Genomic DNA, 21,047 nt, shown 5'->3' on the forward strand with positions numbered 1-21,047 from the left:
GGAAATATTCTTTTTGGCTAAGAAAACGGTCGCCTTAACTGAGAATATTCAACAACCACTGTAGCGAGTATTTTACTCGCTACAGTGGTTGTCTGCGAATCAGTAACGTTTTGATCCTCCCTGTAAGCTCATCTGTAGCCGCGCTAACTAACTTCTATACGAACACCTTTTAAGCTTCTGGAAGTATCTTTACTCGCTACAGTGGTTACTCACTAGCCTCAGCGGTAAGGGCCCAGGATACATAGCCAGAAATGGCCTCTGTTTTTACTCGCTACAGTGGTTATCCTGTTTCCATTTAACTGATTCAGGCGAGGCTAGGGGTGGGACAGTAAAGCCTTGGCGAGTTCTGTGAGGGAAAGCAACATGACTGTTTTACTCGCTATAGTGGTTATCTTTCATGTCTTCTGTTCTGAAGGTGTGTGTTTTGTGGTATTCCGCCGAGAAAATCACTCGCTACAGTGGTTGCCAGACTGTTTAATGACCAGCTCGGTCAGTAAATGATCAGAGCATCGCGCTGAAGCAGGAAAAATTCTCGCTACAGTGGTTACTAAGTGGGACCAGAAACAAGAAATCTACTCGCTATAGTGGTTGTCATGATCTCTATCCTATGATTCTTTCAAGATCATTCCATTAAAAGTAAGCACTCACTATCAATTTACACCGTTGAAAGCGGTTTCTTTGTCAGATTAATAAATCAGAACACAGGTGAATGATTACTCACTATAGTGGTTAGCTGCCAGAGATACTTTTAATGACAGAGGTACTGCTTCAACCTCAGAACAGGCGCGGGGCAGGAATTCTTTACCTTAGAGCTCATACAGGGGGCTTTAGCCGCTGCTTGAGTCTGCTCTCATGCTGATTCTTCTCGCTACAGTGGTTGCTGTGAGATAGAGCAGTTCATTTAGCCGTTAAGATCATCATAATATCAGCTGCAAAAGTTGGTGCTTTTCAGTAACGTCTCCTGTTACTCACTACAGTGGTTGCTGATCACATGTAAAGCGCAATTTACTCGCTACAGTGGATATCCGTTCCATTTTGATACTTTAAGTGCAGATCGGTGACGGCGTAACCGCTCTCCATAGTAGTTAAACAGGTAAATTTACTCTCTATAGTGGTTATCAGAAACGCAGGCAGCAGTGAGCTGAGCCATAAGAAAGGTATCGACAGGCAGAGTCACCGGATTTTGATCATCGGAATGAGTTGCGATGAACACGGTGGGAGGAGGGGGATAAGTTGTGGTCTGTACTGGCTGCCGCTCTGTAATCTCAGACCAGGCAACGGCGAAAAAAGCGGCCGCTCTCTTGCATACCGCTTAATCACCGTTCGGACAGCGTTTGTTACATTGCCTCCCGGTATTCCGGCCAGGCAACGGATTGCGCTTCGTAGTGGCCTGCAGCGGCAAACAGCGTGCCCTGGAAATTGATGATACCTGCGGCCTCAAGCCACATCCACTCTTCGGCTTGTAAAATGCCCGCCGCAATGACGGTGATTTCGAGCGCTGAACAGCATTTGATAATCGCCTGCACTACCGCCTGCTTTGGCCCACTGCGATGAACGTCGCGGGTGATACCGGCATCAATACGAATACGGTCGGGCTGAATGTGAGTCAGCAAAGACAATCCCGCCGATCCGTCACCAAAATTGTCGATCGACAGACTGATCCCGGCCGCTTTCAGCATGCGCACCGCTTCAGAAAAAGCCTCCAGCTGCGAGATCACCGCAGTTTCACTCACGCCGATAACGACCTGTTCAGGCACCAGTCCCGCCTGCAGAATGGCGGTGACAATCTGATCGACGGCATCGGGTATCACCACCAGTGTCATCGGTAGCAGGCTGACATAGAGTGTCATACCGTCCGGGCAGACCAGGCCCGCTTGGGCAAACGTCTTTTTCACATTTTCCAGATCGTTAACATAAAGCTGTTCGCCCAGTAACTCGTCGGAGGATGCAGGCCGAAGAGTGGTCGCTTCAATCGCGGTAACCTGACGAGCGAGGGGATCCACCACCGGGCGGAAGCTGACGCCTTCTGTCTCAGGACGGGAATCCGGCACATCATTGTGTTCAGAAATAAACTCCCAGTAACCTGGCGGGAGAACTTCGTAGTAGTTCTCTTTCTCGCGGGATTCTACAAAGGTACGCAGGAATTGCAGTGCCCGATCATCATAGGTGAGGCGATATTTCGACGTCCCTTTTTCCAGCACTGCCTGCAGCAGCGATGAGCGATCGTGTTCACGCAGGTCGAAGAGTTCCATACCCGCATTACCAAAGCGGCGGCAGGGCGCATAGTCGCGCATCAGTTCCACCACATTATGGTGCCGCCGATCCGCACAGATTCGCTGATAGACCGCCTGAATGCCCGCTTCCGGTCCTTCAAGCAGCTGAAAAAAATGGGTTCCATTGAATAACAGGATGCCGGTTACGTCGTGAGCCGCATTAATTTTGCTGGCATTGTCGACCATCGCGGGCAGGGTTTTGATGGGAAAGTCATCTGAAATATGGCTGCGATATATTATGGTGGTCAGCATGTGCAGCTCCGCTTTATATGATTGTTGCGGACACGCTAACATTGTTCAAAAAATGTTTCATCTCTACTTCTCTGCCGTGGCACAGACTGCACCAGAGCAGGTGGCAGTAAGCGAAGCGGCTATTTCCCGAAATACTTTTCAGGGTATAAATTAATCCCCGTAAACCAACGGATGTTTTCTGAATAATAAAAAAGGCCGCCGTAATGGCAGCCTCATCATATTAAAGAAAAAACGTTATTTAATCAGCTCAGCAGAGACATAAGCACGATTATCAACACGTGCGCCGGTGATTTTATAGGATGCGCCAGCATCTTTGGCCTGCGCCGCGACTTTCGCTTCAGCAGCATCCAGTGTCGAACCGGTAGCAGTAATGCTCTCGGCAAAACTACCGAAAGAAACCAGAAGTGCGGTAACAGCAACGAAAGTTTTGATGGTTTTCATGGTCAGTTCCTCAGCTTATTTTATTCAGGGTGAGGCGTTCTGCCTCGATGGAATGAATCATAGGCGCGATCATGTCGGACTGAAATAGCGAAGTTTTGCTGAAGTTAATCAAATATTTTGAATTTCGAAGAAGGGTTGTCTGAGAAGACCTGATGTGTGAAGCGCGATCTGATAGCAGATCACGTTTCCGCCCGTTTAATGACATTCGCCACGCAGCTTCCAGTGAAGCCAGTGATCCAGCGCTTCTTCGTTCAGCGGCTTCGAATAGAAATAGCCCTGAGCCTGATCGCAGCCATACTCAGTCAGCGAGGTCACGGCATCCGGACACTCCACCCCTTCTGCCACCACGGTGTAGTCCAGCTCTTTGAGCATGGCGATAATGCTGCGGGCAATGATGCGTGAAGCAGTATCAGAGGAAAGCTCACTGATCAGGGAACGATCCAGCTTAATCACATCCAGCGGCATACGGCGCAGATAACTGATATTGCTGTAGCCGGTGCCAAAATCATCCAGTGAAATGGTGAAGCCTCGCTCTCTGAGCATCTCCAGTCCGCGCAGAGCGGTCGGGCTTTCAAGGATGCGTTCGGTCTCAAGACATTCGATTCCCAGCAAAGAGGTCGGAAGCTTAGACTTAACCATCTTACTTTCCAGCGCTGAAGCGAATCCCTCGCGCGCAAAGTCGCGTACGCTGACGTTTATCGTCAACGGCAACTGAATGCAGTTGTTACGCAACCGACTAAGACGTTCGACCGCCTGATCGATAATCCAGGCAGTCAGCACAGAGAGCAGATCGGTCTGTTCAGCCAGTGGGATAAACGCGCCAGGAGAGAGTTCACCCCGGCTGGGATGCAGCCAGCGGATAAGCGCTTCCAGACCCACCGGCTTACCACTTTGCAGACAAATTTTCGGCTGATAGACCACATAAAGCCCGGTGTTCTCGTGTAACGCCATTTTAAGATCGGTCATCAGCATGAAATCTTCTGAACGCTGGGTTTCTGCCTCGGCGTTAAAACGCTGAGAGGGTAGCCCCCTGCCGACTGCATCATTCAGTGCACTGACGGCACGACGTAATATTTCAGAAGCTGGCATGCTGCCCGCAACAAAGTCAGCCTCACCGGTATGAGGAGTGAGTGCGACTGAAAGACCATCATCCATGTCTGCACTAATCCCTTCCAGACGACCGGCTACCCAGGCAGCACTCAGTCGGCTGTCCGCCCGAGTCAGGATGGCAAACCGGCCCGTGGCCACGGTGTAGATCATTTCCCCAACCGCTGGACGCAGGCGCAGCGGCAGCAAGGTGGCCATATCTTTCAGCAGACTCTCAACCGGCGTCATACCCATAGAGCGTGCCAGTTCGTAAGCACGCGACATATCGATGCAATCAATCAGAACCAGACGGCGTGGCGTGGTATCGCCGGTCACGGCAAGATACTGCAAATCCCGTATCAGACGCTGACGATTAGGTAGCCCGGTCACCGGATCGGTAAACCCAGCCGCATGCCAGGCTTCCAGGAAGGACATCACCAGCGTGGAGAGCAGCGTCAGTGTTGTCACCTGATCACTGGCAAATGCCTGTGGCTGAGTGTCGGTCACACAGAGCGTGCCCAGAATAATACCGTCGCGGGTTTTGAGCGGCACACCGGCATAAAAGCGAATAAAGGGAGACCCGGTGATCAGCGGATGCGTGACAAAACGCGCATCATGATACGTATCAGGGACGATTACCGCGCTGTCACTGTCAACCACGTGACGGCAGAGTGAGTCCGCACGCGTTGAGCGTTGCAGATCAAAATTGTGTGATGCGCGTACGGTCTGAAACTCATCATCCAGCACAGAAATAAAGCTGCCTGGTATACCCAGGGCCTGACTGGCTAACCGGACAAATTTCCGCAGCACTTCATCGCGGCTTTCATCAGGGTCGCGCAGCGCCTGTAAAGCGCGGCTTCGGCGTTCATTGTCGCCGTTGAGATTGTTAAGCATGTGTGTAGAACCCCCGCACCGGCTGATTACGGAGCGAAAAAAGAAAACTGTCCGGAGCGAAATGTGATTCGGGCGGCAGGAAATATGGTGTGATTTTTATTTTCATGCTGATGATAAGTGACTACGCGGCGGGTGTCTCTTAATATTTTCTTTAACGCATAAAATGGGTGTTTACGATTCGAAAATTTAATCGAAGAGGCGTCCGGTTATTTACAACAGTTCATTTTATATATGCAGCAGGCGGTTTTCAGCATGCTTAATGTTTATTTCCCGTCAGGCGATGAATAACTATTCAGGAGAGTTAACGTTAATTATAAATCTGTTATTGCCATGAAATGTGCCTGCTGCCAGAGAGAGGAGCACGACTGCAGATTGATCCAGGCGGTAACCTCCTAAAACACAAAGCAAAAGCCGGGAAGTGGCACAGAACGGCAGATATGACCTGTCAGCGCACTCCTGGCTGATGCAGGCCCATCCACCGCGACGCTGGCGGTTATCCAGCGCTTCAGTCAGCAATCAGGTTAACCTTTGATGCCGTTTGAGGTTTGAGTTGGGCGACGTGGCGGCGGGTTTTGTTCCAGCCAGTCACGGACCTGTTCTGTCGTCGGGCCTCGCTCGCGGATGGCGCGTGTCAGCCTTTCCTGGGTTGTCCCCAGCTCCTGAGTCCAGTAGGTGATTTGCCACTGTTCACGAATTTCCACCTGCGACAGATCGTCTGGCGAACGACGCTGGATAGGATTTTTCATTTATTATCCTCCTCTGGTTTCAATGATGCAGCCTGAACATCAACCTCAGGCTAAACATCTATCCTGATGAAGAAAGAAGCATTGAGGTAGCGGATTAATCCCTGAATCACCCTTAAGGCAAATAACAGGATAATTCCTGGCGGGAGGAATAAGGCACTCTAAGGAAATAGAAAAGTCGCTGTCAGCACGAAATATGCCGCTTCGCTTACAGAGAAACAGGGATAAATGTTCAGCCTGAAATTTGACATTTATTCAAAATAGTCAATTATTCTCTGGTCTTGTCATCCTTGCTGCTTTCAGGTCGCTTCGCTTTTATTGATCGCGAAGGGCTGTGCTTTTGCATTTTCATCATGTTGAAGGAGTCTTTGTTTGGTTAATCGTCCCCCCCAGTCGCCTGTGATTGTCCAGAGTAACGTGCGTGAACTTCGCCTTGCCGCCGGGTTGTCACAACAGAGCGCTGCTGAGCGTTTTGACCTTAGCCTGAGAGTATGGCAAACCAAAGAAGCCGCTGGTAACCCGACATTATTAAGTCAGGGCGAATATGAGCTGCTGTTATTACTGGCTGGCCGTCATCCTCATTTCGTTCTGACACCTCAGAGCAAGAAATAGCGGCTGCGTTAATACCCTGACATTTATTTCGCTGGTAACCGGCTGTTAGTTAACGGTAAAAAAATTTTATTTCCCGACTTGAAAGCTGACAACGAATCCCTATTTATGGAGATGACCGGAAATATGATACCGGTCAGATGAACTTTTGGATGAACCTGTTCAGGAGATTATCACTATGTCAGTACAACAATTTTCCGTTTTCCCTTCGCTGGCTGATTCTGTGTTTTCAGACCGCTTTAACCGCATCGATAAATTATTCAGTCAGCTGACTGGCGACAGCCCGGTAACCACCGCTCCCGCTTACGATCTGCAGCGGGTTGAGGATAACCGCTATGCGCTGACCGTCAGCGTACCCGGCTGGAAAGAGGATGAACTGGAGATTGAGCTACGTGGCGGACGGCTTTCTGTGGCGGGGCACAGAGAAAAAACATCCCAGGATACCTCTGGCGAGGCACGGGAGGAGAACAGCAGCTGGATCCATCGTGGCATTTCCCGACACGATTTCCAGCTGAGCTTTTCTATTCCGGAGCACATGAAGGTCACCGGAGCGACTCTGGCGGAGGGCTTACTTAACATCGATCTGATCCAGGAAATACCAGAGAGCGAGAAACCGCGACGTATCCCCATTTCGATCGGCGGACCGCGTACTCTTGAACATCAGTAATGGGAACAGGGCGGAAATGGCAGAGGCTGTTTCCGCCTTTTTGATCACTCACTGCAACAGACTGCGATGTCAGCATGACAGGCGATTAGACAGGGATGAAAGCGGCAGGACAGTTACCGGGCGCAGAGACGCCCGGCGATTAAGAACGCGTTACCAGTGGTACTTGTTGGAATCTTCCCACTCTTTCACTTCTTTTTCAGCACGATCTTTCTCGTAGCCATAGCGTTCCTGAATTTTACCGACCAGCTGATCGCGTTTCCCTTCGACCACGGTCATATCATCATCCGTAAGATCACCCCATTTTTCCTTAACCTTACCTTTGAACTGCTTCCAGTTACCGCTAATGCGATCTTCGTTCATGGTGATTCTCCCAATTCGGTTGTTATCCAGGGACCTGATGAGTATCTGTTTTGCCGGTTGGCTCTCAGATGGATCAAGCATGGCACAGCTTTTGCTTTTTGCAGCGAGGCGGTGTGAGCCGGGTCAAACTCTGAACAAAAGGGGAGGGAAAGGGAGATTAATTCAGTTGTATTTACACCGGGCGGCGTGCTGGCCAGCTCACTGCAGGCAACGCATTCAGGGCAGGGCGCGCGAAAAGAAAACCCTGGTAATAGCGGACGCCGGCACCTTCCAGCCAGAGCCACTCTTCAATTTTTTCAACGCCTTCCGCGATGACCGTAATCTCCAGCGCCTGGCAGCATTTCAGGATGGCCAGCACAATCGCCTGACGCGGACCACTGCGGTGGATATCGGTAATCAGCTTGCGATCGATTTTCACTTTGTCGGGCTGGAAATCAGCTAACAGCGACAGGCCTGCGAAACCGGCACCAAAATCGTCAAGTGCAAGGCTGATTCCGGCGGCTTTCAGCTGCTGAACCGCAAACTGAAATTCGTCGAAGCGCGAAATGATTTCATCTTCAGTGACTTCAACTACTACCTGTTCGGGCCGTAATCCCTGCTGTCTGATTTGCTGGATAAGATGATCAACCGCATCGTCGATGACCACCAGCGACATGGGCAGCAGGTTGACAGAGAGCGTCTGTTCCCTTAATCCCAGATGTCTGGCCAGCTGGAAAGCGTAGGTTTTAGAGTGCAGATCGGCCTGGTAGCGCTCGCTTTCCTGCAGCTGTGAAAAATAGTCTGCGGGTGAGGCGCCGTGCAGACCGCGTATCAGGGCTTCGCAGGAAACAATCTGGCGATTCGTGGTATCCACGATAGGCTGGAGCGCGAATTCACAGCGCTGATCTGGTGCCGGTTGCCAGGATGGCTGAACATTGGCGGTAACAGGCGTGGTCAGCGTCCAGTGACTGGCGGGATCGATCCCGATAAACGTCTCTTTATCCCGTCCCTCGACGAACGAACGCAGGAACTTCACGACCCGGTCATGTCTGATGCGCTCATCATTCAGGGTAACCCGCTTCAGCAGGGCATCCACTACGGTGTGCTTCTCATAGTCACGCAAATCAAACAAGGCCATTCCGGCATGGCCGAACCGACGGGCGGGCGCGTAATCCCGCATCAGTTCAATCAGGTTAAAGTGCCGATCATCCTGGCTGATACGCTCGAATACGGCATGCACATTATCAACGGTCCCCTCCAGCACCTGAAAAAAGTGCCGCCCGTCATAGAGCAGGATCCCGGTGACCTCAGCCGCGGCATTTTTGATACTGGAATGCTCCACCAACGCCTTTAATCTCTCTGGCGAGACAGTATCCGAAAGCTGGCTACGGTAAATAAGGGTGGAGAGCATAAGCAGACTCATATGGCAGGAAGTTACTGATTAACCATACCACAGAAATATTGATGGTTAAGGGCACAACTACAGCCATTATGCCGTTCTGCTTACGTCATCAATCTGACCATAGGTTCAGGGAATACTTCAGAGTGGGAGGAACTTCAAAGCAGAGCATACTGCGACAGGAAGCGGGCACAGAAATAGCGTGGAAATAAAAGCCCCCGCAAAAGCGGGGGCGAACAGCAGATATAGCGCATTATTATAACGTTACGGCATCCCTGGTGAGGCGCCGGTCAATCCGATAGTGCCTGATTATTACGCGTTTTTTACTCTCCTTACCATGTCGTTATGGCAAGGTTTTCATACGGGTAAAAATCAGTTTTTCTGATATTTCAGAAAAATGCTTTGATATTCAATCAGCTGTTTTGAGCAGCTTATGATTTAAGCTTAGCTAATGAAGTATAAGGTTACAAATCCACCATTTTTTCAGACAGTCCATTAACATCATCACCACATTTTTCCGGAACGCGTGAGCGTTGCCGGTCAGCAATGACAGGCAGATGTCGACATCTGCGTTATCTGAAAAAGTGCCCCCTGTAAAAGGGGGCAAGGGTAGGAGTCAATTCACTCTGTAAAAGAAGTGGATTTCATTACAGAGCCATTTAAAGATAAGGCAAAACCGGACTTTATGCCGCTACGGTTAACCCTTTTTTTATTTAGATATCAAATAATTAAAAAGCTAATAATGCCAGTTATCTTTTTTAATCAAAGAGTTAATGTGGTATGAAAACGATTTCTAAGATTAGGATTAAAGTCCCTTCCAGTCATATGCTTATGCTAAAAATGGCCATAATCCAGACGTCGCATAGCGAGCTGCATCAGGTTTTCCGCACAGACTTGACCCCTTCAGGAAATAATTATACTGTTTATATATACAGTCTGTTCTGAACTGAGAGTCATTGTGAGGTAAATGAGATGTCACAGGATGATGAAGTCTGGTTAGCATTCAGAGAGGCGATGAAGAGGGATAATTCCGGTCTGTGCACAGTAAGCACCCGGGATTTTGTCGCTGAACTGGAACAGCGTAATTCACCTCACACGCTTCGCGCCGCGAATACGTGGATAGAGATGCATATCACCACTTTCAGTGATATCTCGATTGAGGATGGTGAATGGCGGCTGTTTCAGGTTCCTGCGGCGCGTGATTAAAACGCGCCACAGAACCGGATCCATTTCAGCCTGCCTGCGATGACATGCGCAGGCTGAAGCGGGCATCAGAGCCTGGAGGTGTTCCGACGCATGTCAGAACGATCCTGGAATTTAGGATTGACGGGATAGCTCTTATCGCAGGCCATGCGTGCCAGATTCAGGGCAACTTTGCGTTTTTTAAGCTTTAACTTTGGTAACCACTCTTTGAACTGAGCGGTCAGCGCTGCTGCCTGCTGTTCGCTGGTGACGCGACAGATAAACAGCTTGCTCTTGGTCTGACGACTGACATCAATGGCATAGATCTCAACGCCAGTGCTGCAAAGTTCATATTCAACATCTGTGAACTGCATGTGTGGCCAAAGACCCGTTCTGGTTTCAAATGTGGCTAAATCCATGACAACTACCTTTTTTATTTTAAGCGTTATTGCTATCCAACAGACTAAAGCCTGGTCGGGCCAGTGAGCATAGACCAGAATCAGCATTCCGCCAGTGTTTTCGCTGATTTAATCTGGTCCTGCCACGAATGGCTAAAATCTCAAATGGACCTCCCCAGGCATCGGGCAGTCCGTCATTCACTTATCAGAGGATCTGATGTCAGCCAGACATACAGGCTTTTGTTCTCTCCGGCTGTTCCGCTTCTCCACCCTGTCATTGTTGAATCTGCTGCGAGATATAATGCGGTTAAAACATCCGCTTATTAACAGTTATCGTCAGCCACCCTGTTGAATTAGCAGGCTAATCATAAGATTCCGATGCATGTTAGCTGACGCGTAATTATGACCATTCGGCAGTAGAAAACCGCTTCCCGGCAATGTGGGCGATTTCATAAATATGATGAGGTATAAGAGGGTGTGTCAAAATGAAAGTCAGGAAAGGTCAGAGTATTTTTCTGCCTGGCACACTTTGTTCCATTCGCAAGAAAAAATAAAAAAATATATCGCATGCGATTAATTAAAGGCCTGCCGACAAGCGCCGATATAAACGATTCAGCTTTACACCATGTTTAAATTAATCTTTTTTGCCGGGGGCAAGTATGTCTATTACACAACGTCTGGTATTGATTTTTTCACTGCTTGCAATGTCACTGATTGCACTGGTGATTATCTCTTTATCCGTAATTTCGGGCTTTCAGTCACGTTTTGAATATGTACAGGTGAACGCGATACCCAGCATTCGCGATCTCAATAAATCGATTAGCGTGACCAATCAGTTAGGCATTGCGCTTTACCGCCATCACAGCACCAGTGACGCGACTAAATTCCCGGCGGCGGAAGAGCGTATTGAGAACCTGCTGACGCAGATTAAGTCTCTCAATGATTATTATATGGCTAACGATATCTCCAGCGATGAAGATAAAGAGATGACCGTGCAGGCTAATAAAAACCTGGATGCGGTCCGCAGCGCGTTGCCAGCATTCCTTGCCGCCTCACGCGCCCACAATGATGCGGTCACACTGCCATTATTACAGAGTGATAATGGTATTGGTGCCGCTGCACGCAAACTGGAAGCAGACTTCACCCGTCAGATTCAGCTGAACATCGATATTGGCGAACAGCTCAGAGCGGAAAACAAGCGCATTTATAGTCAGACGCTGTGGACGATGTCTGGCGGCTCACTGCTGCTCATTCTGATACTGGGTGCTTTCTCCGCTAAAGTGATTCTCGGCATCAAAAAGAGCCTCTCAGGCATGGTGAATACCATGACGCAGGTCAGCCATACGCTTGACCTGACCCATACTGCCGACGTTCGCAGCAAAGATGAGATCGGCAAAACGGCAATGGCATTTAACCAGCTGCTGGCGCGCGTTTCTGGCACGCTGCTCTCGGTCAGTCATGCCGCACAGTCGGTCAGTACCGGTTCAACGCAGATTGCGGCGGGCAATGAGGATCTCTCTGCGCGTACGGAAGAGCAGGCGGCCTCCCTGGAGCAGACGTCTGCCAGTATGGCAACACTGAGCGAAACGGTGCGACAGAACTCAGAAGGTGCGCAACAGGCCAGCAGCCTGGTGAATAACGCCAATAACATGTCAATCCAGAATGGGTCGGCGGTGAAGCAGATGCTCAGTACGATGGACGAGATCCGCGGCAGCTCTGCCAAAATCTCTGAAATTACCGGCCTGATTGAAGGCATCGCGTTCCAGACCAATATTCTGGCACTAAATGCGGCTGTCGAAGCAGCGCGTGCTGGTGAGCATGGCCGCGGCTTCGCTGTTGTCGCCTCAGAAGTGCGCAATCTGGCGCAGCGCTCCTCTTCGGCTGCCCGTGAAATCAAAGACCTGATCTCTACGTCGGTTTCACAGGTTGAGCATGGTTTAGCGCAGGCCGGCGGTGTTGGCACAAACAGTGAAAATGTCCGCCAGGCGATTCAGCAGGTGGCCGATCTGGTCAATGAGATTGCCGCAGCAACTTCCGAGCAGAGCAAAGGCATTGAGCAGGTTCATCAGGCCATTGGCCAGATGGATGAAGTGACGCAGCAGAACGCCTCGCTGGTGGAAGAGGCCTCATCTGCCTCTAAGTCGCTGCAGGAGCAAGCAGAGACGCTGGCAGGGCTGGTGTCGACCTTTACGCTGGAAAGCAATCACCGTGTCGCACAGCCGCAGCAGGCCGCAGCTTTGCGTCGTCCGGTATTGCAGGCAAAGCAGCCTGAGCGCCAGAGTATCGACATGACGAAGGCGAACTGGGAAAGTTTTTAACCGTTAAGCCGTAATATCATAGCCTCCACCCTGTGGGCTGAAGGATCCCCACTAATCGCAGCTCAGTAAATCATGACCATATTTTGGTATGAGTGGGCGAGATGATTAAGGACCTCATCTGGCAACAGCTGCCTTAAAATCAGCGAAGAATGTCTCAGGATGTTCTTCGCTAAAGTCAGGTATGAGATAACACGCCGCGACTTTATACTATTTGCCTGATATCTCAGATGTAACCCTCTATTTTCAGCATGATAACCCAGCAGCCACATCACGATTGTGCTCAGCGTTGCCAGCAGGCTCAGCACCAGTAGCCTTCCTGCTGATCGGCTGTAACTGGTGCGCAGACCCAACCCGTACCGTTCGCTTTTTTCATCACGAAAGTTCTGCTCTATCTGCATCCGGCGACTATATAGCTTCATTATTTTACGGGGTTCAAATTCAGTTGTACTGGTAAAAATCAACCAGGGTTCACGACCCGCTTCCCGCTGCTCTTTCTCTGTTTTTGCACTAAATAATCTTCCGCGAGCGCGTTTATTTTTACGCATTTTGGGAGCCTGTTTGTGAAGATAAAAATAACCATCACAACGTGACTTTTTATCGCGGGCAAGCGAGCCCGCCCCCAAACTGACCGGCTCTTTTGCTGCGGTCAGTGTTTCGCCTCTGCGCCAGCGGTCACCCTCACTGTGAAGATTAAGCAGGACAGCACCCCGAACCCGCCCGATAAAATCCCACCCCAGCATTTTTACCTGCCGAAACCAGGTATTACGGAAACCCGCATCCGTAATGATGATGACTTTTTTATCGGGGCCAATGGCATCACTGAGCGCACTGAGAAAATCAGACTGGACGACCGCATTCTGTTGCATATCGGACGCAACCACCTGACTTAGCAGAGGTATTGAGCGTCCATCACAGACGAGACTGGCCCTGAGTATATGGAAATCCTGCGTAGGATAGCCGCTCCAGTCGACCGCAATCACGCATAAAGACAGCCTGCTGGTGAGCATAGAAATAATGTTGCTGAAGATCAGCGGCACATCTTTCTGAAGGGCCTGATTTCCCAGCAACCGGTCCGCCCGTTTTATTTTGTTTTTGACCTGAGCGCCACCAGGCATAAATCGCCCGATGCTGGTCAGAGAGAGTGATGCCCCGTTAATAAGGGCAGTAGTGGCATCAAGCAAAGCATTTTGACGGTATTGGTGGAACGGCAGCAGAGAATCGCGGAAAAACTTCTGGCATACTTGATGAGCAGGCATAGAGGTGATCTCATTGAATTGTTAGCACAATCAGTAGATCACAGAACTCTATGCCTGTCTTTTTTCACCCGCACATTTCTGGGGATTCCCCAGCCGCAGGCGGGGCGTTTGAGTACCGATAAAGTCAGGGTCGTATAGCGGTAAGTCGGAACCTACCCTGGAAACAGGGTCAGATCGGAAAGACGCAAAAACCGCCATCCATGGCACGCTCGGCCCGCGCGATTACGCACCTCATCCCTGAGGTGCGTCCGTTGCAGGGCCAACGCGTTGCGTTGTTCAAAAACGCTCCCGGCGTTTTTGTCCCTGCCGCGGGACGCTTTCCTCTTCTGACCCTGTTCCCTGGGCGTTAATATTTTCCGTTGCTGCCAGATTCAACCTACTTTAAGTTTCTCAGCTGTCAGACGCCCCACAGGCAAGGCATCTGACCATTACTTCAAAGCTTACTTATTCAGAGCCTTCAGCAGGAAATCAACGATTTCATCCTGCTTAATCATCTGCTTCTCACCGGCACGACGTGATTTATATTCAATCTCCTGATTATCGAGATTGCGGTCGCCGATGACGATGGTGTGCGGCACACCGATCAGTTCCATATCTGCGAACATCACGCCCGGACGCTCTTTACGGTCATCCAGGATAACTTCAACGCCTTTGGCACGCAGAGTGGTATACAGCTCTTCCGCCAGCTCTTTAACGCGGAACGATTTCTGCATATTCATCGGCAGAATCGCCACCTCGAAAGGTGCCAGTGCGGCTGGCCAGATGATGCCGCGATCGTCATGGTTCTGCTCAATGGCTGCCGCCACCACGCGGGTGATGCCGATGCCGTAGCAGCCCATGCTCATCACCTGATTACGGCCATCTTCACCCTGAACGGAGGCTTTCAGCGCGTCAGAATATTTGGTGCCGAGCTGGAAGATGTGACCGACTTCGATGCCGCGTTTAATCTGCAGCGTACCTTTGCCATCCGGGCTTAAATCGCCTTCGACCACGTTACGGATATCCGCAACGCTGGCCAGCGGCAGATCGCGTTCCCAGTTAATGCCAAAGTAGTGCTTACCATCGACGTTGGCACCGGCGCTGAAATCGCTCATCTTCGCTACGGTACGGTCGGCAATAATTGGCATCTGCAGACCCACTGGGCCGATTGAACCCGGACCGGCACCCACTGCGGCGCGAATCTCTTCTTCCGTCGCGAATACCAGCGGTGAGGCAACGATTGCTGACTTCTCTGCTTTGATCTCATTCAACTGATGATCGCCGCGAACCAGCAGGGCAACCAGTGCATGACCGCTCTCATCTGCGCCTTTAACAATCAGCGTTTTCACTGTCTTTTCAACAGGCACATTGAATTGCTCAACCAGTTCCGCGATGGTTTTTGCGTCTGGCGTCTCGACCAGTTGCATCTCCTGCGACGGCGCGGCACGTTCACCAGCGGGTGCGACAGCTTCGGCCAGCTCAATGTTAGCGGCGTAATCAGAATCGGTAGAGAAGATCACATCATCTTCACCGCTCTGCGCCAGCACCTGGAACTCATGGGATGCGCTGCCTCCGATAGAACCGGTATCGGCCTGCACAGCACGGAAATCCAGTCCCATACGGCTGAAGATCTGGCTGTAGGCGCGGTACATCGCGTCGTACGTTTCCTGCAGCGATTCCTGCGACGTGTGGAACGAGTAAGCATCTTTCATGATGAACTCGCGTGAACGCATCACGCCAAAACGTGGACGCACTTCATCACGGAATTTGGTCTGAATCTGATACAGGTTGAGCGGCAGTTGCTTATAAGAGCTCAGCTCATTGCGGATCAGGTCAGTGACCACCTCTTCATGCGTTGGACCCAGCACGAACGGACGCTCGTGGCGATCGGCAATACGTAACAGTTCCGGGCCATACTCCTCCCAGCGACCGCTCTCCTGCCACAGGTCGGCGGGCTGCACAACCGGCATTAAAATCTCAACCGCGCCCGCGTTGTTCATCTCTTCACGAACGATGTTTTCGACTTTTTTCAGCACGCGAACACCGGTCGGTAACCAGGTGTACAAGCCAGAAGCCAGTTTGCGGATCATACCGGCGCGCAGCATCAGCTGGTGGCTGATCACTTCAGCGTCGGAAGGCGTCTCTTTCTGAGTAGAGAGCAGATATTGAGTAGTACGCATTGATTACGGTTCCAGTTGATCGGAGAGTCACAGACAGAATTTTGCTGGCGGCTAGTGTACCAGTGAGATCACCGGCTCAAAAGCGGGTTTTAACGCGGGTCGATAGCGATCACTTCAGTACCGGCATCGTCAATGCGCCAGCGTACATTAAAATCCATCAGCCAGGCCGCATATTCACGATCCTGGGTTTCGCCCTGACGATAAGCGGGACGGGGATCCTGTGCCAGTACTTCACTGATAAAGCGTGCCAGATTGGGGTAGCGCGACTGCTGGTGAAGCTGCTGTTGGGCCAGCGCGGAGAAGCGAACCGGCATATCAGCTGCAGGAGCCGCCTGAGCAAAACCTGCCTGGGCATGAGGCAGCGCTTCGGCAAAGGGCAGATAAGGTTTGATATCCACCACCGGCGTGCCATCGACCAGATCCAGACTGCCAAGTTGCAGGATGACCTGCTGTTTTTCAATCCTGATACCTTTCAGTTCAACCAGCGACATCCCAATGGGATTGGGACGGAACGTTGAACGTGTCGCAAATACACCCATGCGCGCATTGCCGCCCAGACGGGGAGGGCGAACCGTGGGACGCCAGCCACCTTCCATCGTCTGATGGAAAACAAAGAGCAGCCAGAGGTGACTGAATGCTTCCAGTCCGCGTACCGCTTCCGGCTGATTGTAAGGTGGCTGCAGGTGAAGCTCGCCGCCACCATCCTGCACCAGGCCTGGCTGGCGTGGTACGGCAAACTTCTCCTTCCACGGCGAACGGATTACTCCAATCTGCGCAAAGGTGAACTCACTCATTGGCTGCTGACTTTCAGCGCTGAACCCTGACAGACGGCCTGACGATAGCAGCCGGGGGTGCCGGTAACGATTTCACACTGATGCAGCAGCACGGCATTGGCTTTCATCTGTGACGCTTTGATCTGCAGACGTTTACGCGCTGTGGCGATGTTCGCTGGGGAGTTCTGGTTGCTGATCTGGCAATCTTCCGCGGAGACTTCACCCAGATCGCGGAACGGCTTACTGACCAGATCGGCGGCATCGGTATAGAGCTTAACCGGGGCAGGTCGTGCTACAGGCTTGCGGGTCGGTTCACTGGATTGCTGCGGCCGGGACGGTGCGCTGCTTATCGGGTGATACTCATGAACACACCCTGTCAGCATCAATGCTAACAAGCAGAGCGGTAAAAAACGCATGGCAACATCCTCAGGTTTCAAAAAGTGGCGTTATTGAAACAAGGACAGGAATAAATAACAAGTCGGGCAGGGCACCCAATAACAGAAAGGGCGGCATAGCGCCGCCCTTCAGGAGATGAACAGCTGAATTACCAGCCTTTAACCGCGCCGCCGTTAAAGACTTTGTTAGCTTCTGCGTAAACTTCGTCAGACTGGTAAGCCTTGACGAATTTCTTCACGTTTTCCGCATCTTTATTATCTTCGCGCGCAACAATCAGGTTCACGTAAGGTGAATCTTTATCTTCAACGAAGATGCCATCTTTGGCTGGCGTCAGGCCAATCTGGCTGGCGTAGGTGGTGTTGATTACCGCGAGCGCAATCTGCTGATCGTCCAGTGAGCGTGGCAGCTGCGGCGCTTCCAGCTCAACAATTTTCAGATGCTTAGGATTCTCAGTGATATCCAGTGAGGTTGGCAGCAAGCCCACGCCATCTTTCAGTTTGATCAGACCCACTTTCTGCAGCAGCAGCAGTGTACGGCCCAGGTTGGTTGGATCGTTTGGAATAGCAACCTGCGCGCCATCCTGCAGCTCATCCAGTGATTTGATCTTCTTCGAATAGCCCGCGATTGGGTAGACGAAAGAGTTACCGACTGATACCAGCTTGTAGCCACGATCTTTGATTTGCTGATCAAGGTAAGGTTTGTGCTGAAAGGCGTTAACGTCGATATCGCCTTTGCTCAGCGCTTCATTCGGCAGCACGTAATCGTTGAAAGTGACCAGCTCAACGTCCAGACCATATTTCTCTTTGGCAACTTTCTGCGCTGCTTCAGCAACCTGCTGTTCAGCACCGACAATCACGCCCACTTTGATGTGGTTAGGGTCTTTCTCTTTTTGATCGCATCCTGCCAGCGCAATCGCGCCAATCAGTGCACCCACAGCGGCAATTTTCTTGAATCTGAAAGACATATCCTTTCCTTCTTAATAATGTGATATTGCTTGCTTATTTATGGGACACAGCACGCACGATGCGGTCGCCACAGAATTGAATGAGATACACCAAAACCACTAACAACACCAATACCGTATTCATCACAGTGGCGTTATATCCGATATAACCATACTGATAACCGATCTGGCCCAGGCCACCGGCACCCACTGCGCCGCCCATGGCGGAGTAACCGACCAGGGTAATCAGAGTGATGGTCGCCGCGTTCACAAGCCCCGGCATCGCTTCCGGCAGCAGAACCTTACGGATGATCTGCATTGGCGTAGCGCCCATGGCACGTGACGCTTCAATCAGACCGGTTGGCAGTTCCAGTAAGGCGTTTTCAACCATACGCGCAATAAACGGCGCAGCGCCGACGGTCAGCGGCACGATGGCCGCCTGCAGTCCGATTGAGGTGCCGACGATGATACGGGTAAAGGGAATCATCCAGACCAGTAAGATAATGAAAGGAATCGAACGGAAGATATTCACCAGCGCGGAGAGCACGCGATAAAGTCCCTGATTCTGCAGAATCTGCCCCGGACGGGTCACATAGAGTAAAACGCCGACCGGCAGGCCCAGCACAAAACCGAAAAAGCCCGAGACGAAGGTCATCATCAGCGTTTCCCACACGCCCCGTCCCAGCAACCACATCATCGCTTCAGACATAACCTAACACCTCTACTTTCACATGATTCTCCTTCAGCCAGGCTATTGCCTCGCGGGTATCGCTTTCTGTGCCATGCATTTCGGCCAGCATAATGCCGAACTTCACGCCACCAGCGTAATCCATCTGGGCACTGATAATGTTGTTATTCACGTTGTAACGGCGGGCCGCTTCGGAAAGCAGCGGCGCATCAACTGATTTACCGGTGAATTCCAGTCGCAGCAGCGGCACAGTGCCTTCAGCAGCGGTGGCAGAAAGGCGCTGCTGGTAATCATCCGGGATATCCAGATGCAGCGTCGACTGAATAAATTGCTGCGCCAGAGGCGTTTTTGGATGAGAGAACACTTCACTGACGCTATCTTTCTCAATCAGCTCACCGTGACTGATGACCGCAACCTGATCGCAGATGCGTTTCACCACATCCATCTCATGGGTGATCAGCAGAATCGTCAGCCCAAGCCGGCGGTTGATGTCTTTAAGCAATTCCAGAATGGAGCGCGTCGTCGCAGGATCCAGTGCGCTGGTTGCTTCATCACACAGCAGAACCTTGGGATTGCTGGCCAGTGCGCGGGCAATCGCAACACGCTGCTTTTGTCCACCCGACAGATTGGCGGGCCAGGCGTCATGCTTATCGGATAATCCCACCAGTTCCAGCAACTCTGTGACGCGAGCATTGATCTGAGCGCGGGAGAGATTACCGAGTTCCAGTGGAAGAGAGACGTTGCCCGCGACGGTACGGGAGTTCATCAGGTTAAAGTGCTGGAAGATCATGCCGATCTGGCGGCGTGCCTGAGTTAACTGACGTTCGTTAAGTGCAGTTAAATCAGCGCCGTCGACCAGTACGCGGCCCGAGGTGGGGCGCTCCAGCAGGTTAACGCAACGAATCAACGTACTTTTACCGGCACCGGAAGCGCCGATAACGCCATAAATTTGTCCGGCAGGCACATGCAGGCTCACATCCGTCAAAGCCGGAATGGAGCGCGTACCTTGCTGAAACACCTTGGTGATATTTTCTAATTTAATCATTATGTTATTTATTATCGTGTTGCGTTGTCCGTGGTGTGGGAGGCCTCGTCACTTTTATTAATGATAAAAGCTGGATGGATGTTAAGGCATCCAGACGTCTAAATCAATGGAAGTGATTCAATCTGACATTCTCCCTTTTATAGCAATCATGCGATACTGATCGGCAATTTTTACAGCAGGAGTTTCTACGTGGCGAATAAAGTCCCCGCTATTTTTCTTGATCGTGATGGCACCCTTAATGTCGACAATGGCTACGTCCATGAGATCGATGACTTCCAGTTTATTGACGGCACGATTGAAGCGCTGCAACAACTGAAGGCAATGGGATATGCGCTGGTGGTAGTGACCAATCAGTCTGGCATAGCGCGCGGTATGTTTACCGAAGATACCTTTATGCGCCTGACAGAATGGATGGACTGGTCGCTGGCCGATCGCGACATTGATCTTGATGGCATCTATTTCTGTCCTCACCATCCTGAAGCAACAGTAGAAGCGTTCCGTCAGGAATGTGACTGCCGTAAGCCGCAGCCGGGCATGCTGCTGACGGCACAGGAAGAACTGCATATCGATATGGCTGCTTCTTATATGGTAGGTGACAAGCTGGAAGATATGCTGGCCGGAAAGGCTGCCGGTGTTGGCACCAAAGTGCTGGTGCGCAGCGGCAAACCGGTGACAGCTGAAGGTGAAGCGGCGGCAGATTGGGTGATTAATAGCCTTGCAGAGCTGCCAGGACGCATTAAAAAGGGTTAAAACGGCGCTTTTGTGCAAATTTCAGGCGAACAGCAAAAAAGTCTCAATTTGCACTTGCGCTATCTCAGCCGTTCCCTATAATGCGCCTCCACTGACACGGCAAACCGGCAACGGGAAACGGGTCAGGAGGCACAGGAGACTGCGCCGCCGGAGAAAAACTTCTGAAATAGAGGTTGACTCTGCAGGAGGAAAGCGTAATATACGCCACCTCGCGACAGGACGCTAACGCACTGTTCGCACTGCTCTTTAACAATTTATCAGACAATCTGTGTGGGCACTCGCAGGATTGATATCAGCGTCTCCGGACGTAAAAAATATCAAGCCTCACGAGTGAACACATAATGAAATTCATTATGACGTTTTACAGATGAGCACCGCTTAACTTGTTTAAGCAAATCAAACTTAAATTGAAGAGTTTGATCATGGCTCAGATTGA

At 51.1% G+C, this 21,047-nt stretch carries 19 protein-coding genes; 5 read left to right on the forward strand and 14 right to left on the reverse strand.

The annotated features are described in order from the left end of the window. Positions 1-1,337: 1,337 nt before the first annotated feature. From ACN1CO_RS14275 to ACN1CO_RS14290, 4 genes are all read right to left on the reverse strand, one after another. The gene (locus ACN1CO_RS14275) at positions 1,338-2,525 is read right to left on the reverse strand and encodes a diguanylate phosphodiesterase (protein WP_419139488.1); all 1,188 of its coding nucleotides are present in this window, start codon (positions 2,523-2,525) and stop codon (positions 1,338-1,340) included. A gap of 234 nt (positions 2,526-2,759) precedes the next feature. Next, entirely contained in the window at positions 2,760-2,966 is a 207-nt protein-coding gene (locus tag ACN1CO_RS14280; protein WP_419139489.1) for a YdgH/BhsA/McbA-like domain containing protein, read from the reverse strand. Between the two features lie 195 nt (positions 2,967-3,161). Continuing rightward, the gene (locus tag ACN1CO_RS14285) at positions 3,162-4,946 is read right to left on the reverse strand and encodes an EAL domain-containing protein (protein WP_419139490.1); all 1,785 of its coding nucleotides are present in this window, start codon (positions 4,944-4,946) and stop codon (positions 3,162-3,164) included. 521 nt (positions 4,947-5,467) lie between these two features. Beyond that, a complete protein-coding gene (locus ACN1CO_RS14290) occupies positions 5,468-5,692 on the reverse strand; it encodes a DUF3606 domain-containing protein (protein WP_419139491.1) in 225 nt (74 codons plus the stop codon). 369 nt (positions 5,693-6,061) lie between these two features. Between ACN1CO_RS14290 and ACN1CO_RS14295 the strand changes: the two genes are divergently transcribed. Then, on the forward strand, positions 6,062-6,301 hold the full coding sequence (locus ACN1CO_RS14295) for a transcriptional regulator (protein ID WP_090967092.1): 240 nt from the start codon (positions 6,062-6,064) through the stop codon (positions 6,299-6,301). A gap of 175 nt (positions 6,302-6,476) precedes the next feature. Next, the gene (locus ACN1CO_RS14300; RefSeq protein WP_419139492.1) at positions 6,477-6,965 is read left to right on the forward strand and encodes an Hsp20 family protein; all 489 of its coding nucleotides are present in this window, start codon (positions 6,477-6,479) and stop codon (positions 6,963-6,965) included. A gap of 150 nt (positions 6,966-7,115) precedes the next feature. Here ACN1CO_RS14300 and ACN1CO_RS14305 read toward each other — a convergent pair whose 3' ends face one another. Both ACN1CO_RS14305 and ACN1CO_RS14310 read right to left on the reverse strand, forming a co-directional pair. Next, on the reverse strand, positions 7,116-7,325 hold the full coding sequence (locus tag ACN1CO_RS14305; RefSeq protein ID WP_064738984.1) for a CsbD family protein: 210 nt from the start codon (positions 7,323-7,325) through the stop codon (positions 7,116-7,118). Positions 7,326-7,497: 172 nt separating this feature from the next. Then, a complete protein-coding gene (locus tag ACN1CO_RS14310) occupies positions 7,498-8,715 on the reverse strand; it encodes a diguanylate phosphodiesterase (RefSeq protein WP_419139493.1) in 1,218 nt (405 codons plus the stop codon). A 960-nt stretch (positions 8,716-9,675) separates the two neighbouring features. Here ACN1CO_RS14310 and ACN1CO_RS14315 point away from each other — a divergent pair. Beyond that, positions 9,676-9,909 (forward strand): DNA polymerase V subunit, encoded by a 234-nt coding sequence (locus ACN1CO_RS14315; RefSeq protein ID WP_419139494.1) that lies wholly within the window; start codon positions 9,676-9,678, stop codon positions 9,907-9,909. A gap of 65 nt (positions 9,910-9,974) precedes the next feature. On the opposite strand, the gene ACN1CO_RS14320 is transcribed toward ACN1CO_RS14315, so the two are convergent. After that, positions 9,975-10,391: a hypothetical protein gene (locus ACN1CO_RS14320; RefSeq protein WP_419139495.1), complete on the reverse strand. Its 417-nt coding sequence runs from the start codon at positions 10,389-10,391 to the stop codon at positions 9,975-9,977. 551 nt (positions 10,392-10,942) lie between these two features. On the opposite strand from ACN1CO_RS14320, the gene ACN1CO_RS14325 reads away from it, so the two are divergent. Next, positions 10,943-12,601 (forward strand): methyl-accepting chemotaxis protein, encoded by a 1,659-nt coding sequence (locus ACN1CO_RS14325; protein WP_419139496.1) that lies wholly within the window; start codon positions 10,943-10,945, stop codon positions 12,599-12,601. A 62-nt stretch (positions 12,602-12,663) separates the two neighbouring features. Here the strand turns inward: ACN1CO_RS14325 and ACN1CO_RS14330 are convergent, their stop codons facing one another. From ACN1CO_RS14330 to metN, 7 genes are all read right to left on the reverse strand, one after another. Beyond that, entirely contained in the window at positions 12,664-13,857 is a 1,194-nt protein-coding gene (locus ACN1CO_RS14330) for an IS4 family transposase (protein ID WP_419139353.1), read from the reverse strand. A 440-nt stretch (positions 13,858-14,297) separates the two neighbouring features. Continuing rightward, positions 14,298-16,016 (reverse strand): proline--tRNA ligase, encoded by a 1,719-nt coding sequence (proS, locus tag ACN1CO_RS14335; protein ID WP_419139497.1) that lies wholly within the window; start codon positions 16,014-16,016, stop codon positions 14,298-14,300. An 89-nt stretch (positions 16,017-16,105) separates the two neighbouring features. Then, complete coding sequence (gene tsaA, locus ACN1CO_RS14340) at positions 16,106-16,810, reverse strand: tRNA (N6-threonylcarbamoyladenosine(37)-N6)-methyltransferase TrmO (protein ID WP_419139498.1); 705 nt, start codon at positions 16,808-16,810, stop codon at positions 16,106-16,108. Further along, positions 16,807-17,205: an Rcs stress response system protein RcsF gene (rcsF, locus tag ACN1CO_RS14345; protein ID WP_090964438.1), complete on the reverse strand. Its 399-nt coding sequence runs from the start codon at positions 17,203-17,205 to the stop codon at positions 16,807-16,809. The genes tsaA and rcsF overlap by 4 nt, the downstream gene beginning before the upstream one ends. Positions 17,206-17,333: 128 nt before the next feature. Further along, positions 17,334-18,149 (reverse strand): MetQ/NlpA family lipoprotein, encoded by an 816-nt coding sequence (locus tag ACN1CO_RS14350; protein WP_419139499.1) that lies wholly within the window; start codon positions 18,147-18,149, stop codon positions 17,334-17,336. A 34-nt stretch (positions 18,150-18,183) separates the two neighbouring features. Beyond that, positions 18,184-18,837 (reverse strand): methionine ABC transporter permease MetI, encoded by a 654-nt coding sequence (locus tag ACN1CO_RS14355; protein ID WP_090964442.1) that lies wholly within the window; start codon positions 18,835-18,837, stop codon positions 18,184-18,186. Then, entirely contained in the window at positions 18,830-19,861 is a 1,032-nt protein-coding gene (gene metN, locus ACN1CO_RS14360; RefSeq protein WP_031591192.1) for a methionine ABC transporter ATP-binding protein MetN, read from the reverse strand. The genes ACN1CO_RS14355 and metN overlap by 8 nt, the downstream gene beginning before the upstream one ends. 189 nt (positions 19,862-20,050) lie before the next feature. On the opposite strand from metN, the gene gmhB reads away from it, so the two are divergent. Next, a complete protein-coding gene (gene gmhB, locus ACN1CO_RS14365; protein WP_419139500.1) occupies positions 20,051-20,611 on the forward strand; it encodes a D-glycero-beta-D-manno-heptose 1,7-bisphosphate 7-phosphatase in 561 nt (186 codons plus the stop codon). The last annotated feature ends 436 nt before the right edge of the window (positions 20,612-21,047 follow it).

Origin of the sequence: Pantoea sp. R13S299, assembly GCF_048515925.1 — a bacterium.
Taxonomy (GTDB): Bacteria; Pseudomonadota; Gammaproteobacteria; order Enterobacterales; family Enterobacteriaceae; genus Pantoea.

Coding starts and splice junctions, on each gene's coding strand:
- ACN1CO_RS14275 (WP_419139488.1), bottom strand. CDS start 2,525: ATGCTGACCACCATAATATATCGCAGCCATATTTCAGATGACTTTCCC.
- ACN1CO_RS14280 (WP_419139489.1), bottom strand. CDS start 2,966: ATGAAAACCATCAAAACTTTCGTTGCTGTTACCGCACTTCTGGTTTCT.
- ACN1CO_RS14285 (WP_419139490.1), bottom strand. CDS start 4,946: ATGCTTAACAATCTCAACGGCGACAATGAACGCCGAAGCCGCGCTTTA.
- ACN1CO_RS14290 (WP_419139491.1), bottom strand. CDS start 5,692: ATGAAAAATCCTATCCAGCGTCGTTCGCCAGACGATCTGTCGCAGGTG.
- ACN1CO_RS14300 (WP_419139492.1), top strand. CDS start 6,477: ATGTCAGTACAACAATTTTCCGTTTTCCCTTCGCTGGCTGATTCTGTG.
- ACN1CO_RS14305 (WP_064738984.1), bottom strand. CDS start 7,325: ATGAACGAAGATCGCATTAGCGGTAACTGGAAGCAGTTCAAAGGTAAG.
- ACN1CO_RS14310 (WP_419139493.1), bottom strand. CDS start 8,715: ATGCTCTCCACCCTTATTTACCGTAGCCAGCTTTCGGATACTGTCTCG.
- ACN1CO_RS14315 (WP_419139494.1), top strand. CDS start 9,676: ATGTCACAGGATGATGAAGTCTGGTTAGCATTCAGAGAGGCGATGAAG.
- ACN1CO_RS14320 (WP_419139495.1), bottom strand. CDS start 10,391: ATGCTGATTCTGGTCTATGCTCACTGGCCCGACCAGGCTTTAGTCTGT.
- ACN1CO_RS14325 (WP_419139496.1), top strand. CDS start 10,943: ATGTCTATTACACAACGTCTGGTATTGATTTTTTCACTGCTTGCAATG.
- ACN1CO_RS14330 (WP_419139353.1), bottom strand. CDS start 13,857: ATGCCTGCTCATCAAGTATGCCAGAAGTTTTTCCGCGATTCTCTGCTG.
- proS (WP_419139497.1), bottom strand. CDS start 16,016: ATGCGTACTACTCAATATCTGCTCTCTACTCAGAAAGAGACGCCTTCC.
- tsaA (WP_419139498.1), bottom strand. CDS start 16,810: ATGAGTGAGTTCACCTTTGCGCAGATTGGAGTAATCCGTTCGCCGTGG.
- rcsF (WP_090964438.1), bottom strand. CDS start 17,205: ATGCGTTTTTTACCGCTCTGCTTGTTAGCATTGATGCTGACAGGGTGT.
- ACN1CO_RS14350 (WP_419139499.1), bottom strand. CDS start 18,149: ATGTCTTTCAGATTCAAGAAAATTGCCGCTGTGGGTGCACTGATTGGC.
- ACN1CO_RS14355 (WP_090964442.1), bottom strand. CDS start 18,837: ATGTCTGAAGCGATGATGTGGTTGCTGGGACGGGGCGTGTGGGAAACG.
- metN (WP_031591192.1), bottom strand. CDS start 19,861: ATGATTAAATTAGAAAATATCACCAAGGTGTTTCAGCAAGGTACGCGC.